This window comes from Streptomyces sp. S063, from assembly GCF_002832675.1.
Classification (GTDB): domain Bacteria; phylum Actinomycetota; class Actinomycetes; order Streptomycetales; family Streptomycetaceae; genus Streptomyces; species Streptomyces sindenensis.
Window position 1 is genome coordinate 5,127,635 of sequence record NZ_CP021707.1, and the last position, 15,443, is coordinate 5,143,077.

Here is a 15,443-nt window from a genome sequence, read left to right on the forward strand (position 1 = left end):
CGAATTCATCGGAACGGTATGGCGGCCCCGGTTGACCAGGCCCTTCCGCCCTGCGCCCGGAGGGCTATCGTTCCGTTTCATGGAGACGCCAGACCACGCCACCGATACCCCCGCCGACCCCTCCGCGACCACCCAGATCGCCACCCAGGACTGGGCCACCGCGGCCACGGACCCGCAGTACCGGGCCGCCGTCGTGGACCTGCTCGGCGCCCTCGCCTACGGAGAGCTGGCGGCCTTTGAACGGCTGGCCGAGGACGCGAAACTCGCGCCCACCCTCGGGGACAAGGCGGAGCTGGCGAAGATGGCCGCCGCCGAGTTCCACCACTTCGAGCAGCTGACCGAGCGGCTCACCGCGGTCGACGAGGAGCCGACCGCCGCGATGGAGCCGTTCGCCAAGGCGCTCGACGACTTCCATCGCCAGACCGCCCCGTCCGACTGGCTGGAGGGCCTGGTCAAGGCGTACGTCGGCGACTCGATCGCGAGCGACTTCTACCGTGAGGTCGCGGCCCGTCTCGACACCGACACCCGCTCCCTCGTGCTGTCCGTGCTCGACGACACCGGCCACGGGAACTTCGCGGTGGAGAAGGTGCGCGCCGCCATCGAGGCCGACCCGCGGGTCGGCGGGCGGCTCGCACTGTGGGCCCGCCGGCTGATGGGCGAGGCGCTCTCGCAGGCCCAGCGGGTGGTCGCCGACCGCGACGCTCTCTCGACGATGCTGGTGGGCGGCGTCGCGGACGGCTTCGACCTGGCCGAGGTGGGCCGGATGTTCTCCCGGATCACCGAGGCCCACACCAAGCGGATGGCTGCTCTCGGTCTCGCCGCGTAACGCCGCGGGCAGGGCTACTGGGCCGCCGCCGACCGAGTGAGGCGGCGGCCGCGTGGCCGGATCAGGAGCGAGAGCGTCACCGCTCCGACCGACACGGCTCCGATCAGCGTCGCCAGGACATGGCCGGGACCCAGCGCGGCATGCGTCAGATACGCGCCGAACAGGGCACCCAGCGTGCCGGTGAGATAAACCGCACGGCCGGCCGGCAGACGGTCGGCCAGTGATCGGAGCGCCACCCAGGAGAGGGCCAGTCCGAGCACGGCGGCGCCGAAGGATTCCCAGATCACAGAGGATCACCTCGCGGGGGTGTGCGGGGCGGGCAAATCGGTCGTAGGCGGTACTACCCCCCGACCGCGGCGAGCAACCCTCCGACGGCCCCTTCGACCCGTACGGGAACGGGGGGACCGGCCGTCCCGCGCGCGACCGCCCCGCACACGACACCGGCGTGCACGACACGACACAGGAGCGGCCCGGCGGGAAGATCCCGCCGGGCCGCTCCTGTGATCACCCGATCAACGCGTCCCGTGGACTACAGCGCCCCGAACCCCACCCGCCGGGTGGTCGGCTCACCGATCTCCACATACGCGATCCGGTCGGCCGGCACGAGGACCTTGCGGCCCTTGTCGTCCGTGAGGCTGAGCAGCTCCGCCTTGCCGCCCAGTGCCGCGGCGACCGCGCTCTCGACGTCCTCGGCGGAAAGCCCGCTCTCCAGAACGATCTCGCGGGGCGTGTGCTGCACCCCGATCTTGACCTCCACGGCTATGTCCCTCCGACGGTCAGTCCCTGCGCGGCGAACCGCGCCGTACGCAGCCACATTAGCCCGGCGGAAGCGGCGCTCAGGGCCCGACCGGCAACGCCCGCAGCGAACACGGCGTCAGGCGTCCCGGCCCGGAGGGGTCAGTGCTGCTCGACACCGTGCAGCGGGAAGCCCGCGATGCCCCGCCAGGCCAGCGAGGTGAGGAGCTGCACGGCCGTGTCCCGGGGGATGGAGGACTGGCTGGAGAGCCAGTAACGGGCCACCACCTGGGAGACGCCGCCGAGCCCCACCGCCAGCAGCATGGACTCGTCCTTGGACAGGCCCGTGTCCCCGGCGATCACGTCGGAGATCGCCTCGGCGCACTGGAGGGACACCCGGTCCACCCGCTCGCGCACGGCGGGCTCGTTGGTCAGGTCGGACTCGAAGACCAGCCGGAAAGCGCCGCCCTCGTCCTCCACGTACGCGAAGTAGGCGTCCATCGTCGCCTCGACGCGCAGCTTGTTGTCCGTCGTCGAGGCCAGCGCCGTGCGGACGGCCTGGAGCAGCGACTCGCAGTGCTGGTCGAGAAGGGCCAGATAGAGCTCCAGCTTCCCGGGGAAGTGCTGGTAGAGCACCGGCTTGCTGACCCCGGCCCGCTCGGCGATGTCGTCCATCGCGGCGGAGTGGTAACCCTGCGCGACGAAGACCTCCTGCGCGGCGCCCAGCAGCTGATTGCGTCGGGCGCGGCGGGGCAGGCGGGTGCCCCGCGGGCGCGCCGCCTCTGTCTGCTCGATGGCTGTCACGCCGCCTCCCAAATAATGTGTGCCAGCACAGCCGGTCCGTGCACGCTGCGCCGTACAGCCATCGTACTTTTGGGTAACCCGGGAGTGCGCGGCGCGGACGCAGAATTTCATGGACCGGACGACTGCGGAAGCCACAGTTCTTTGCGGTCGTGAGTGAAACCGGGGCGTTTCAGCGGTAATCGTCCTCGTCGAGGGGGATCACCCTGCGCTGTTCCGCGACATCGGCCTCGTTGGCGGCGGCCGGGTCGACGATCCCGGCCCGTTCGTCGTGCTCCGGCCGGACGTCCGCACGCTGCTCGGCGGCGTCGGCCTCCGGGGCCTCCGGCCCCGGCTCGTCCGGCTCCGCGCCCTCGAAGGTGTCCGGGTCGCTCGGGTCGACCGTCATGTGGCAGCTCCCTTCCTGTCGTTCCCCAAGAAGCCTAGGAGCTACGCGTCTACCCCGCGATGCGGCCTTGTGACGGCGAACACATGAATCAGTGCGTGATCGTCTCGTAACATTGGCGCATGTCTTCGACCGAGCTGCCGGGTGTCCAGGCCGCCGCCGCCGCGGTGGCCCCCACGGTCAGTGCCGTCCGGGTCGCCGACGGCGAACGGCTGCGCTCCGTGTCCCTGCCGGGGATCGGTCTGAACATCCGCTGCCGGCCGGGGGACCGGACCGGACTGCCCCCCGCGCTGTACGTGCACGGGCTCGGCGGCTCGTCGCAGAACTGGTCCGCGCTGATGCCGCTGCTGTCCGACCTGGTCGACGGGGAAGCGGTCGACCTGCCCGGATTCGGGGATTCGCCGCCGCCCGACGACGGCGACTACTCGGTGACCGGACATGCCCGTGCGGTGATCCGGCTGCTGGACGCGGAGGAGCGGGGGCCCGTCCATCTCTTCGGCAATTCGCTGGGCGGCGCTGTCGCCACCCGGGTCGCCGCCGTCCGCCCCGACCTGGTGCGCACCCTCACCCTGATCTCGCCCGCCCTGCCGGAGTGGCGGGTGCAACGGCCGGCCGTTCCGACCGGTCTGCTGGCGGTGCCGGGGGTCGCTTCCCTGTTCGCCCGGCTCACGAAGGACTGGACGGCGGAGCAGCGGACGCGTGGAGTCATGGCACTCTGTTACGGCGATCCGGCACGGGTCTCCGAGGAAGCCTTCCGCCATGCGGTGGCCGAGATGGAGCGCCGGCTGGAGCTGCCGTACTTCTGGGACGCGATGACGCGTTCGGCCCGGGGCATCGTCGACGCGTACACCCTGGGCGGCCAGCACGGACTGTGGCGCCAGGCCGAGCGGGTGCTGGCACCGACCCAGCTCGTGTACGGCGGACGGGACCAGCTCGTCTCGTACCGGATGGCGCGCAGGGCGTCCGCGGCCTTCCGCGACGCCCGGCTGCTGACCCTGCCCGACGCGGGGCACGTGGCGATGATGGAGTACCCGGAGGCGGTCGCCCAGGCGTTCCGGGAACTGTTGGACGATAGCGGCGGGAGCTGATCCGGGGCGTGGGACGACACAGCCGAAAGGGCTCCGGGGCGATCCGCCCGGACGCGACAGCGGCGGAGCCGGGCGGTGAGCGCGCCGCGGCGCGTCCCGCGTCCGGCACCGGCCGTCGCAGGCGGACCGCGGACGGGCGGAATCTGTTCTCCCCGCTGACCGGTGACGGGCAGGGCCCGTTCCCGCCCGACGCCCCGCAGGTGCGCGGCGGCCACCCCGAACAGCGCGAGGGGGGCGGTGGCTGGGGCGGCACCTGGAGCACCGGGCCGCAGCCCCGTTACGGACAGGGGCCCGGCGCCCCCGCACCTCACGGCGCCCCCCATCCGCAGGCCCCCCACCAGTACCCCGGCCCGGACGGCCGTCCCGGCGACGCCCGGCCGTATCCCGGCGGGTCCGCCGGGCCCCCCGGACCCCAGGACGCCGCCGCCCGGCAGCAGGCAGTGGCCCGTCAGGTGTCCGCCCAGCGCGCGGCCCAGCGCGCCGCGGACGGCCGGGCGGCACAGCGGCAGGCGGGCGGACCCCCGGTGCCGGGCCCGCGCCAGGAGTTCGTGGACGCCTTCGACGCCGAGGCCTCCGGGACCGCGTCCACGCCGTCGGCCGACGGCCCGGACGACGCCGAGGCGGCGGAGCCGGACGAACGGACCGCGCCCCGGGGCGGCAAGGGGCGGACGTTCACCGGGATCGCCGCCGCCGCGGTGACCACCGTGCTCGCGGTCGTCGTCGCCGGACAGGTCGCCGAGGACTCCGGTGACCGTGCCGCCGAGGCGCGCGCCGCCGAGGTGGAGCGGCAGGGCCTGGGCGAAGAGGCATCGCGCTCCGACGCCCGCCCGACGCCGAAGCAGCCCAAGCCCGAGGTCAAGCCCCTCTCGTACGCGGACAGGATGGCGCAGCCGTATCCGCTCGCCGCCGACCTCAGGGCGAGCGGCGAGTTCGAGGCGGTGCCCGGTCTGGCCAAGGCCCCCGGGAAGGGGCAGAAGCACCGCTACCGCATCGACGTGGAGAAGGGGCTCGGCCTCGACGCCGGTCTGTTCGCCGAAGCCGTGCAGAAGACGCTCAACGACGACCGGAGCTGGGCGCACAACGGCGCGATGACCTTCGAGCGCATCTCGTCGGGGCAGCCGGACTTCGTGATCACCCTCGCCAGTCCCGGGACCACCGGCGACTGGTGTGCCAAGTCCGGTCTGGACACCACGATCGACAACGTCTCCTGCGACTCCGCATCGACCGACCGCATCATGATCAACGCCTATCGCTGGGCGCAGGGCGCCGCCACCTTCGGCCCGGACAAGCTGCTGCCCTACCGTCAGATGCTCATCAACCACGAGGTCGGCCACCGGCTCGGGTACAACCACGTGAGCTGCCGCACCCCCGGCGCCCTGGCCCCGGTCATGCAGCAGCAGACCAAGACGCTCGAACTCGAAGGCATCAAGTGCAAGCCCAACCCCTGGGTGCACCCCAAGGGCTGAGGCCGCAAGGCCTGCCGGTCGGCCATCAGGAGTTGGCCCGGGCCTGACTCACCGTGACAACCGACCGCCGTATCGCGACGGAACGCGACCGGCACGGGAAAGTTACGACGGTTCACCCCTTTCGGTGGTGCGACGGACAACCGTCCGTCGCACCACCGGCGTATCCGCTTAACGTCGTCCCGCTGTGAGTCGCCGGTTCAACGGCGGCCGCCCACAAGGGAGATCGGGGGGTGTACTCGTGCGGATCGGACTGCTCACCGACGGTGGTTACCCGTATGCGACCGGTGAGTCCAGGCTCTGGTGCGACCGACTGGTGCGCGGGCTGCCGCAGCACGAGTTCGACCTGTTCGCGCTGAGCCGCTCCGCCCACCAGGAGGCCCAGGGCTGGGTCCAACTGCCGTATCAGGTCAGCCGGGTGCGCGTCGCGCCGCTGTGGGCCCCCGAGGACGGCACCCTGCGCGGCAGCGGCGAACGCGGCCTGCTGGCCCGGCTGGTGACCGGCGGCGAGCAGTCCTACGGGCGGCGCGAGCGCAAGCGCTTCACCGAGCACTTCACCGCCCTCGCCACCGCGGTCTGCACCCCCGACCCGGCCGGTACGGCACCGGGCGAGGGCCCCGGTGCCGGGCTCTTCACCGCCGGCCTCCACGGGCTGGCCGAGCTGGCCCGCGAGCGCGGCGGACTCCACCTCGCCCTGCGCTCCGAGACGACCGTGCGGATCCTGGAGGCGGCCTCCCGCGCCCACGGCACCGGCCGGACCGTGCAGAGCGCCAAAGTCCCCGACCTCCTCGCCTTCGCCGCCGAGCTGGAGCGCGCGCTGCGCCCGCTCTCGCTCGACTGGTACGACCAGGAGAGCCTCGGCGCGGTCGACCTCTGCCATGCGGCCTCCGGGGGGCGGCCGCCCTCCCGGGACTCCTGGCCAAACGCTTCTTCGGGGTGCCGCTGCTGGTCACCGAGCACGGCGTCCCGCTGCGCGCGCACTACCTGGCCGCCGCGTCCGGCACCTCGTACGGAGCACCCGTGCGCGCCCTCCTCGCCGCGTTCCACGGCCGCCTCGCCACCGAGATCTACCGGCAGGCCGCGCTCGTCACCCCCGGCAACACCCACGTCCGCCGCTGGCAGCAGCGCTGCGGAGCCGACCCCGCCAAGCAGCGCACGGTCTACCCGGGCATGGCCGCCGAGCGCTTCGGTCCGGTCGGCGAGGACGTCGACCGGCTCGGCGCGGCGGGCGGGAACGCCGAGGCGGGCGGCCCCGACACGCTGGTCTGGGTCGGCCGGATCGAGCCCGCCAAGGACCTGATGGCCCTCCTCCACGCCTTCGCCGAGGTCCGCCGGGCCCGGCCCGCCGCCCGGCTGCGGATCTTCGGTGCCCCGGCGGAGGGCGACGAGGCCGCCGCCTACTTCGCGCACTGCACGGCCCTGGCCGCCCAGCTCTTCCCGGACGAGGCCACCGGCGCCCACACCGAGGGCCGCAGCCCGGTCACCTTCGAGGAGATCGGCGGGCCCGAGATCCCCGATCTCGCCGAGGCGTACGGGGCGGGCGGCGTGGTCGTCCTCTCCAGCACCGTCGAGGGCTTCCCCGTCAGCCTCGTCGAAGCCATGTTCTGCGGCCGGGCCACCGTCTCCACCGACGTGGGCGCGGTCGTCGAAGTCATCGGCGGCACCGGTCTGGTCGTGCCCCCGCGCAACCCCAAGGCGCTCGCGGACGCCTGCGTCGCGCTGCTGCGCGACCCCGAGCGCCGGGCCCGGCTGGGCGCCGCCGCCCGGGCCCGCGCGCTCGAACTCTTCACCGTCGAACAGAACCTCGCGGCATTTCGCGGCATTTACCTGGAGCTGATGTCGCAGACCCCGGTGCGCCGGGAGGCCGACACGGTGGACGCCCACGGCGACCCGCTGCCGTTCGCCACCCCGCCGGAGGCCCGCCTCCTCGGCCACTGGACCCAGCCCGCGTCCCACCTCCGGCCGCCGCAGGACCCCGAGTGCCCCGCCGCCGTGCCCGGCCGGGCCGCCGCGTCAGGGGCCCGGCTGCCGGACCGGCCCGGCGAACCTGAGCCCGAGCACGCCCGTGAGCCGGAGCCCGAGGGCGTCTGCGCGGTCGCGGCCGGACCCGCGGGGGGCGGCGATGCGTGACCACCCGGCCCTTGACGCCTCGACCCTCGATGCCACGGCCCCTCACTCGACGCTCCCCGACCACGGAGACCCCCCGATGACCCGTCCGGACGACCCGGCGACGAACCCCGCTGCCGCCCCGGAACGCCCCGCGGAGATCCCGCCCCGCGCCCCGGCCCGCCGGGCGCCGGGCGCCACCGCCCGGCGGGGTCCGGCGGACCCGGTGAGAACCCTGCTGCACGACCACCGCGACCTGTGCGAACGCGCCGTGGACCCGCTGGAGATCGCCGCCGGCCTGGAGGCCCATGGACTCACCGACCGCACCGCCGCCCGCTACCGCCACCGGGACGTCTTCGCCCTCGCCGAGGAGCTGTACGCCCGCATGCCGCCCCGGACGCACGATTCCCCCATCGGCGGGCCCCCGGCCCCGGCCCCGACACCGAGGCGCGGGCCGCCTGGACGCTCCTCGCCCTGCTGCCCGGGGCCGCCTGCCTGGCGACGGCCGGGGTGCTCCGGGTCACCGAGGGCCTCCTCGGCGACGGGGTGCGGGCCCTCGTCACCGTCGCCGGCGCGCTGCTCGCCTGCCTGGCGCTCCGGGCGTGCCTGGGCCGCGGCCCGCTGCGCGCCCCCGAAGGAGCCGGCCGCGCCGGGATGTACGCCTGCTGGCTCCTCAGCTACACGGTGTACGGCGAGGAACTGCTCGCCCAGGTCATGACCGGCGGCCCGGACGGCCCGTGGGACGGTGACGCCGCCCCGCTGCTCGGCCTCGCCGCCGCCGTCGCCCCGGCCGCCTGGTGCGCCCACCTCTTCACCGTCCGAGCCCACCGCAAACTCTCCGGCAGCCGCGCCCTGGAGGAGTTCGGCGCGGGCGTGCGCCCCCTGCTCCTGACGGCCGTCTGCCTCTTCCTCGGCGCGCTGCTGCCCCTGCTGTACCTGGCCGACCTCGGCCTCGGCGGGGGAGGCGTGCCCGTGGCGGCCGTCGCCCTGGGAGTGCTGTTCTTCGTGGCCCGGCTGCTCGCCGCCCACGGCCTGCCCGAGCCGGGCACCGTCGCGCTGGCCGGTGCGTGCGCCGTGGAGGCCGGTGCCCCCGCCCTCGTCCTCGCCGCCCGGCTCCCCGGGCTCGAACCCCTGGCCCAGCCCGTGGACCTCCTCGTCTCGACAGGCGGGACGGGTGCCGTGTCCGCCCTCGCCTGCGGCGGGGCCGCGCTCGGACTCCTGCTGCACGCCGCCCTCGCGCTCTCCCGGGCCTCCGCCCACACCCGGGCCTGAGGGCGACCCGAGGGCCGGCCGCTCCACCGACGTACCACCTCGAACACCACCGACGTACCACCCCGCACCACTCCCGCGGAGCCGACGCCGCGGGCCCGTCCCGGCACCGTACGACCGACTGACTGACCTAGGAGAAACCCGCCATGACCCCCCAGTCCCCCGCACCGGCAGTGAGCCGTCGGCACCGAGGCGGTGCGCGATGAGGGTGCTGCTGCTCGGAGCCAACGGATTCCTCGGCCGCTTCGTCGCCGACCGTCTCCTCGCCGACCCCGCCGTTCACCTCACGGCCCTCGGGCGCGGCGACGACGCCGACGTCCGGTTCGACCTCGCGGGCGGCAGCCCCGGGGCCCTCACCCGCTTCCTGGACGCCGTCCACCCCGGGGTCGTCGTCAACTGCGCGGGCGCCACCCGCGGCAACGCCCGCGACCTCACCCGGCACAACACCGTCGCCGTCGCCACCGTCTGCGAGGCGCTGCGCCGCAGCGGCTGCGGCGCCCGGCTCGTCCAGGTCGGCTGTGCCTCGGAGTACGGGCCCTCGCAGCCCGGCTCCTCCACCGCCGAGGACGCGGTCCCGCGCCCCGGCGGCCCGTACGGGGTCAGCAAGCTCGCCGCCACCGAACTGGTCCTCGGCTCCGGCCTCGACGCCGTCGTCCTGCGGGTCTTCTCACCGGTCGGGCCCGGCACCCCGGCGGGCTCTCCGCTCGGCCGGCTCGCCGAGGCGATGCGCCGGGCCATGCAGGCGGGCGACGGCGAGCTGAAGCTCAGCGGGCTCGGTGTGCAGCGGGACTTCGTCGACGTACGGGATGTGGCGCGGGCCGTCCACGCCGCCTCGCTCTCCGCCGCCCAGGGCGTCGTCAACATCGGCACGGGGCGCGCCGTCCGGCTCCGTGACGCCGCCGCCGTACTCGCCCGCGTCGCCGGATACGCGGGCGCGCTCCACGAGCTGGACCCGCCCGCTCAGCGGCTGCCCATCGGGGCCCCGCGCACCTCCGCCGAGTCCGTCATGGAACACCTCTCCGCCACCCCGTCCCCGTATCCGGACGGCTGCGGCGCCTGGCAGCAGGCCGATGTCCGTACCGCGCGGGACCGGCTCGGCTGGCGCCCCCGGATCAACCTGGAGGAGTCCCTCGCCGACATCTGGATGGAGGCGGCGTGCCGTATCTGACCGCCCCCGCCGACGCCCGCAGGACCGCGGGAGGCGAACAGCTCGGCTTCGGCGTCCCCGGTTACGCCCACCCGCTGCTCGCCCCCGCCGAATGGGCCGAGCTGGCCCGCCCCGGCACCCCGCTGCACTGGGCCGTCCTCAACATCGCGAACGGCCCCGGCTCCCGGCCCGACCCGCACTGCCTGGAGGCGGCGGGCCGGCTGCGCAACGCCCGCGAACGCGCCCTGCACGGCGAGGCCCCGAGCGACACCGTCCGCGCCTCGGGCGGACGGCTGCTGGGCCACCTCGACCTGGCCCACGGTGAGCGGCCCTTCGGCGAACTGATCGCGGACGCCCGGTCCTTCATCGACTGGTACCGCGTCGGCGGCTTCTACCTCGCCCGCTGCCCCGCCGACCGCGACCGCATGCCCGCCGTCCGGCGGCTCACCGGCACCCTGCACGCCCTGCTGGCGGAGAGCGACAGCGCGGACGGCGGGGGCCGCCTGGTGCTGGGCCACGGCACCCACCCGTACCCCGGGTACGCGGAGGCCGCCGACCAGCTGGTCACCTTCCAGGGCCCCTGGACCGACTACCGCTGGTCCCAGGTGGCGGAGTGGACGGCCGACTACCCGCCGGACCGGTTCGCCCACTTCGTCCACGGGGTCCCGCGCACCCACCTGGAAGAGGCCATGCGGATCGCCCGCTGGCAGGGCGCCGGGACGATCTTCTTCACCGACCGGAGCGACCGGAGCGACCGGGACGGCTGTGGCGAGCGAAATGGACAAAGTGATCCATTTGCGGCGCTGCCCAGTTACTGGGACGAAATCGTCTCGCGGATCGGACCTGGTATCTCGGAATGAGGAGGGGCGTGGCAGTGTTACGAGGAGAACAACCGTACGTAGTCGACCGTAAGAAGCCGGTCTACGTAGAATCCGACCACCTGCATTGTTGAGGTTCCTGTGTCGCTGCCACCCCTGGTCGAGCCAGCCGCTGAGCTCACCGTCGACGAGGTCCGCAGGTACTCCCGCCACCTGATCATCCCGGATGTCGGGATGGACGGACAGAAGCGCCTGAAGAACGCCAAGGTGCTGTGTGTCGGCGCCGGCGGCCTCGGCTCGCCGGCCCTGATGTACCTGGCCGCGGCCGGTGTCGGCACGCTCGGCATCGTGGAGTTCGACGAGGTCGACGAGTCGAACCTGCAGCGCCAGATCATCCACAGCCAGTCCGACATCGGCCGGTCCAAGGCGGAGTCCGCCAAGGACTCGGTGCTGGGCATCAACCCGTACGTCAACGTGGTCCTTCACGAAGAGCGGCTCGAAGCCGAGAACGTGATGGAGATCTTCGCGCAGTACGACCTGATCGTGGACGGCACGGACAACTTCGCCACCCGCTATCTCGTCAACGACGCCGCGGTGTTGCTGAACAAGCCGTACGTGTGGGGCTCGATCTACCGCTTCGACGGCCAGGCCTCCGTGTTCTGGTCCGAGCACGGCCCCTGCTACCGCTGCCTCTACCCGGAGCCCCCGCCGCCGGGCATGGTCCCCTCCTGCGCCGAGGGCGGCGTGCTGGGCGTTCTCTGCGCGTCGGTCGGCTCCATCCAGGTCACCGAGGCCATCAAGCTGCTCGCCGGGGTCGGAGACCCGCTGGTCGGCCGGCTGATGATCTACGACGCCCTGGAGATGCAGTACCGCCAGGTCAAGGTCCGCAAGGACCCCGACTGCGCGGTTTGCGGCGAGAACCCCACCGTCACCGAGCTCATCGACTACGAGGCCTTCTGCGGCGTCGTGTCCGAGGAGGCCCAGGAAGCGGCCGCCGGTTCCACGATCACTCCCAAGCAGCTCAAGGAGTGGATCGACGGCGACGAGAAGATCGAGATCATCGACGTCCGCGAGCCGAACGAGTACGAGATCGTCGCGATCCCCGGCTCCCGGCTGATCCCGAAGAACGAGTTCCTGATGGGCAACGCCCTCCAGGACCTCCCGCAGGACAGGCGCATTGTCCTGAACTGCAAGACCGGTGTCCGCAGCGCCGAGGTCCTCGCGGTCCTCAAGTCCGCGGGCTTCGCCGACGCGGTGCACGTGGGCGGCGGCGTGATCGGCTGGGTCAACCAGATCGAGCCCGAGAAGCCGGTCTACTAGTACACGCATGACGCAGGACACGCATGACGTTCGAGGGGCCGGCCCGCACGGGCCGGCCCCTCTCCGCTTCTCCGCGCAGGCTATCCGCAGGTCTTCCCGTCCGCCGGGACCTTCCCGTCCAGGAAGTAGTCGTCGATCGTCGACGTCACGCAGTCGTTGGAGCCGTAAGCCCCGTGCCCCTCGCCCTGGTTGGTGACCAGGACGCCGACGCCCCCGCCCAGCTCGTCCGCCATCCGCCGCGCCCCCTCGTACGGGGTCGCCGGGTCGCCCGTCGTCCCGACGACCAGGATCGGGCCCGCGCCCGGCGCACTGGTCTCCGGCGTCTCGTGCTCCCCGTCGACCGGCCACCGCGCACACCAGCCCGCGGTGTCCCAGGCCAGGAACGGGCCGAAGACCGGCGACAGCCGACGGAACTCCGGCACCAGCGCACGGGCCTCGTCCAGGGTCGGGCGGGAGGCCGAGTCCGCGCAGGAGATGGCCCGCTGGGAGTGGCTCCGGGTGTCGTAACGGCCCTGCGCGTCACGGCCGTTGTACGCGTCGGCGAGCCGGAGCAGTTCATCGCCCGTGCCGTTGTTCTCCGCCTCGTCGAGCGCGGCCGTCAGCTCGGGCCAGGACGACTCGGAGTACAGCGGGGTGACGATGCCGGTGATGGCCAGCGACTCGGTCAGCTCCCGGCCCGAGCCGGTCGGCAGGGAGCTCCGGTCGATCCGGGCCAGCAGTCGGGCGATGCGCTCGGAGCCCGCACGCGGGTCCTGGCCGCGGTCCCTGAGGTAGTTCTCCAGGGCGCGCTGGAAGCCCCTGGTCTGGTTGCGGGCGTGCGCGACGCCGTCGGCCGTCGGGTCGACGACCGCGTCCAGCACGGTGCGCCCCACGTGGTGCGGGAAGAGGTGCGCGTACGTCCCGCCCAGCTCCGTGCCGTACGAGAAGCCGAGGTAGGACAGCTTGTCGTCGCCCAGGACCTGGCGGATCAGGTCCAGGTCGCGGGCGGCGTTGGACGTACCGACGTGCGGCAGGACCTCGCCCGAGCGGCGCTCGCAGCCCGCGCCGAAGTCCGCCGCGTCGGCGAAGAACGCGGCCTCCTCCGCCGCCGTGTCGGGGGTCAGGTCGACGGTCCGGTGGGCATGCTCCTGTTCCTGGTCGGAACGGCAGCGCACCCCGGAGCTGGCGGCGACCCCGCGCGGATCGAAACTCACCAGGTCGTACCGGGAGTTGAGCTTCTCGTACTGCCCGGCGGCGCGCGGGAGGGTGGCGACGCCGGAACCGCCCGGGCCGCCGAAGTTGACCAGCAGCGAGCCGATGCGCCGCCCCCGGTCGCGGGCCTCCTTGCGGATCAACGCGATGGAGAGCGTCTCGCCGGCCGGCTCCGCGTAGTCCAGCGGTACGTCCACGCTCGCGCAACGCCATGGCGGACCGGGCGCGCTGCCGCCACGCGGGGCCGTGCAGCGCTTCCAGCCGAGGCGCTGGGAGGTGAGCGCCGAGGGGAGCCGCGGAGTCGTGGGGGAGCCCTGGACGGCTGGGGGAGTGGGCGTCGCGGGAGCCTCGGCGGGGCGGCTGTCCGCGGTCCCGGAGGGCCCCGGCTCGCTGCTCAACAGGCCACAGCCGGTGAGGACTACGGCGGCGAGGAGAGCCGCGCCCGTCCGTGCGGCGGCTCGCCGGGTGCCGCGGTGTGTACGCATGAACCGGCTTCCCTCCCTCGGGGGTGTGCGGTCATGCTAACCACCCTGTGTCGTAAGGGAGTCGGGGAAGAGGGTCAGCCGCAGACCGTGCCTGACTTCGGCACGCGGCCGTTCAACAGATAGCCGTCCACCGCCCGTTGCACACACGCGTCCTTGCTGTTGTACGCCCCGTGCCCCTCGCCCTTGTACGTCAGCTCCACGCCGACGCCCTTGCCCAGCTTCTCCACCATCGCCTTCGCCCCCGCGTACGGGGTGGCCGGGTCACCGGTGTTGCCGATGACCAGGATCGGCGCCGCCCCGGGGGCGCTGACGTCCGGGGTCTCCCACGCTCCCGCCACCGGCCAGCCGGTGCAGCTCATCAGCCCCCAGCCCAGGTACTCGCCGAACAGCGGGGACGCCTTGCGGAACGCGGGCAGTGCCGCCTTCGTCTGCTCCAGGGTGAACCGCTGCTTGGAGTCGGCGCAGTTGATGGCGATGTTCGCCGCGTTGGAGTTGTCGTAACGCCCGTCCTCGGAGCGGCCGTTGAGCGAGTCGGCCAGGGCGAGCAGCAGCCCGCCGTTCCCGCCGCCCGCCTCGTCGAGGCCCTGTTCCAGCAGCGGCCAGGTCTCCTGGGAGTAGAGGGCGGACGCGATACCGGTGGTGGCCAGCGTCTGGGTCAGCGTCCGGTCGCCGAGCCCGTCGATGGGCTCCTCCTCCAGCTCCCCCAGGAGATCGGCGATACCCTGCTCGACCTCCTGCGGGGTGGCCCCGGGCAGGGCGCAGTCGTCGCGCTCCGCACAGTCCTTCGTGAAGTTGTCCAGAGCGAGCTGGAACCCCTCGGCCTGGCCGAGGGAGGACTGCTCGGCGTCCTTCGTGGGGTCGACCACCGCGTCGAAGACCGCCCGGCCGACCTTGTCCGGGAAGAGGTGGGCGTACACACCGCCCAGTTCGGTGCCGTACGAGATACCGAAGTAGTGCAGCTGGTCGTCGCCCAGCACCGTCCGCAGCAGGTCCATGTCGCGGGCGGCGTTCGTCGTGCCCACGAAGGGGAGTTCGGGGCCCGAGTTCTCCTCGCAGTCCGCGATGTAGTCCTTCTGCCCCTGCACGAACTGCTTCTCCTCGGCCGCGTCGTCCGGGGTGGAGTCCTCCTGGTAGAAGGCGTCCAGCTGGGCGTCGTCCGCGCACTGGACGCCCTCGCTGCGGCCGACCCCGCGCGGGTCGAAGCTCACCAGGTCGTACCGGGTGCGGAGCCTGTCGTACTCGGTGCCGAACGCGGGCAGGGTCGCGACGCCGGACGCGCCGGGCCCGCCGAAGTTGAACACCAGCGAGCCGATCCGCCGCTGCTGGTCCTTGGCCTTGGCCCGCACCAGCGCCAGTTCGATCGTGCGGCCGTCCGGCTTCGCGTAATCGAGGGGTACGTCCATGAAGGAGCACTCCCACACCACACCGCCGGGCAGCGGGGACGGTGACTCGCCGCCGCCCTGGGCCGTGTTCGGGGGCGGGCAGGGGGACCACTCCAGCTTCTGCGAGGACAGGTCGCCGGCGGTGGCGGTCGGCGAGGCGGTCGAGGCCCCGGTCGGCGTCGAGGACCCGTTCCCGTCGCCGTCGTCCGAACAGGCCGCCAGCGGCAGCAGCACGGTGGCGGTGGCGGCGAGGGCGGCGGCACGCATGGCGGGGGAAGTCCTCATGCCCCCATCGTGCGGCGGGCCGCCGGGGAACGCGGCCGGGCGCGGTCCATGCGGGTGGTGGCGGGGCGCGACCGGTGGACGGCGGCCGGGCCGCTCCCGGTGGACGCCGGCCGGGCCGCTACCGCCGTTGCCCGCCCGGCCG

12 protein-coding genes and 2 pseudogenes are annotated in these 15,443 nt (G+C 73.5%); 8 read left to right on the forward strand and 6 right to left on the reverse strand.

What is annotated here, in order from left to right; translation table 11 throughout:
• Positions 1–79 precede the first annotated feature (79 nt).
• Entirely contained in the window at positions 80–826 is a 747-nt protein-coding gene (locus tag CCZ36_RS23865; RefSeq protein WP_069740005.1) for a ferritin-like fold-containing protein, read from the forward strand.
• A 14-nt stretch (positions 827–840) separates the two neighbouring features.
• On the opposite strand, the gene CCZ36_RS23870 is transcribed toward CCZ36_RS23865, so the two are convergent.
• From CCZ36_RS23870 to CCZ36_RS23885, 4 genes are all read right to left on the reverse strand, one after another.
• The gene (locus tag CCZ36_RS23870) at positions 841–1,113 is read right to left on the reverse strand and encodes a hypothetical protein (RefSeq protein WP_010061603.1); all 273 of its coding nucleotides are present in this window, start codon (positions 1,111–1,113) and stop codon (positions 841–843) included.
• A gap of 242 nt (positions 1,114–1,355) precedes the next feature.
• Positions 1,356–1,583, reverse strand: a complete 228-nt coding sequence (locus CCZ36_RS23875) for a DUF3107 domain-containing protein (RefSeq protein WP_010061602.1) — start codon at positions 1,581–1,583, stop codon at positions 1,356–1,358.
• A 140-nt stretch (positions 1,584–1,723) separates the two neighbouring features.
• Complete coding sequence (locus CCZ36_RS23880; RefSeq protein WP_006127402.1) at positions 1,724–2,365, reverse strand: TetR/AcrR family transcriptional regulator; 642 nt, start codon at positions 2,363–2,365, stop codon at positions 1,724–1,726.
• Positions 2,366–2,534: 169 nt separating this feature from the next.
• Positions 2,535–2,750: a hypothetical protein gene (locus tag CCZ36_RS23885; RefSeq protein ID WP_069740004.1), complete on the reverse strand. Its 216-nt coding sequence runs from the start codon at positions 2,748–2,750 to the stop codon at positions 2,535–2,537.
• Between the two features lie 119 nt (positions 2,751–2,869).
• Between CCZ36_RS23885 and CCZ36_RS23890 the strand changes: the two genes are divergently transcribed.
• The 7 genes and pseudogenes from CCZ36_RS23890 (at position 2,870) to moeZ (ending at position 11,958) form a co-directional block, all read left to right on the forward strand.
• Positions 2,870–3,835: an alpha/beta fold hydrolase gene (locus CCZ36_RS23890; protein ID WP_069740003.1), complete on the forward strand. Its 966-nt coding sequence runs from the start codon at positions 2,870–2,872 to the stop codon at positions 3,833–3,835.
• 8 nt (positions 3,836–3,843) lie between these two features.
• Positions 3,844–5,301 carry a DUF3152 domain-containing protein gene (locus tag CCZ36_RS23895; RefSeq protein WP_128818521.1) on the forward strand — a complete coding sequence of 486 codons (1,458 nt, stop codon included), beginning with the start codon at positions 3,844–3,846 and terminating at the stop codon, positions 5,299–5,301.
• A gap of 238 nt (positions 5,302–5,539) precedes the next feature.
• A pseudogene (locus tag CCZ36_RS23900) lies at positions 5,540–7,428 on the forward strand (DUF3492 domain-containing protein).
• Positions 7,429–7,504: 76 nt separating this feature from the next.
• Positions 7,505–8,676, forward strand: a pseudogene (locus CCZ36_RS23905) (hypothetical protein).
• A 199-nt stretch (positions 8,677–8,875) separates the two neighbouring features.
• A complete protein-coding gene (locus tag CCZ36_RS23910) occupies positions 8,876–9,841 on the forward strand; it encodes an NAD-dependent epimerase/dehydratase family protein (RefSeq protein ID WP_069740000.1) in 966 nt (321 codons plus the stop codon).
• A complete protein-coding gene (locus tag CCZ36_RS23915) occupies positions 9,829–10,680 on the forward strand; it encodes a spherulation-specific family 4 protein (RefSeq protein ID WP_128818522.1) in 852 nt (283 codons plus the stop codon). Before CCZ36_RS23910 ends, CCZ36_RS23915 begins: the two co-directional genes overlap by 13 nt.
• A gap of 99 nt (positions 10,681–10,779) precedes the next feature.
• A complete protein-coding gene (gene moeZ, locus CCZ36_RS23920) occupies positions 10,780–11,958 on the forward strand; it encodes an adenylyltransferase/sulfurtransferase MoeZ (protein WP_069739998.1) in 1,179 nt (392 codons plus the stop codon).
• A gap of 80 nt (positions 11,959–12,038) precedes the next feature.
• On the opposite strand, the gene CCZ36_RS23925 is transcribed toward moeZ, so the two are convergent.
• A complete protein-coding gene (locus CCZ36_RS23925; protein WP_128818523.1) occupies positions 12,039–13,634 on the reverse strand; it encodes an alpha/beta hydrolase in 1,596 nt (531 codons plus the stop codon).
• 74 nt (positions 13,635–13,708) lie between these two features.
• Positions 13,709–15,301: an alpha/beta hydrolase gene (locus tag CCZ36_RS23930; RefSeq protein ID WP_128818524.1), complete on the reverse strand. Its 1,593-nt coding sequence runs from the start codon at positions 15,299–15,301 to the stop codon at positions 13,709–13,711.
• Positions 15,302–15,443: the final 142 nt, after the last annotated feature.

What these genes read in the sequence shown, in the direction of transcription:
- CCZ36_RS23925 (WP_128818523.1), bottom strand. Translation starts at nt 13,634, where the DNA reads ATGCGTACACACCGCGGCACCCGGCGAGCCGCCGCACGGACGGGCGCG.
- CCZ36_RS23865 (WP_069740005.1), top strand. Translation starts at nt 80, where the DNA reads ATGGAGACGCCAGACCACGCCACCGATACCCCCGCCGACCCCTCCGCG.
- CCZ36_RS23890 (WP_069740003.1), top strand. Translation starts at nt 2,870, where the DNA reads ATGTCTTCGACCGAGCTGCCGGGTGTCCAGGCCGCCGCCGCCGCGGTG.
- CCZ36_RS23930 (WP_128818524.1), bottom strand. Translation starts at nt 15,301, where the DNA reads ATGAGGACTTCCCCCGCCATGCGTGCCGCCGCCCTCGCCGCCACCGCC.
- CCZ36_RS23885 (WP_069740004.1), bottom strand. Translation starts at nt 2,750, where the DNA reads ATGACGGTCGACCCGAGCGACCCGGACACCTTCGAGGGCGCGGAGCCG.
- CCZ36_RS23910 (WP_069740000.1), top strand. Translation starts at nt 8,876, where the DNA reads ATGAGGGTGCTGCTGCTCGGAGCCAACGGATTCCTCGGCCGCTTCGTC.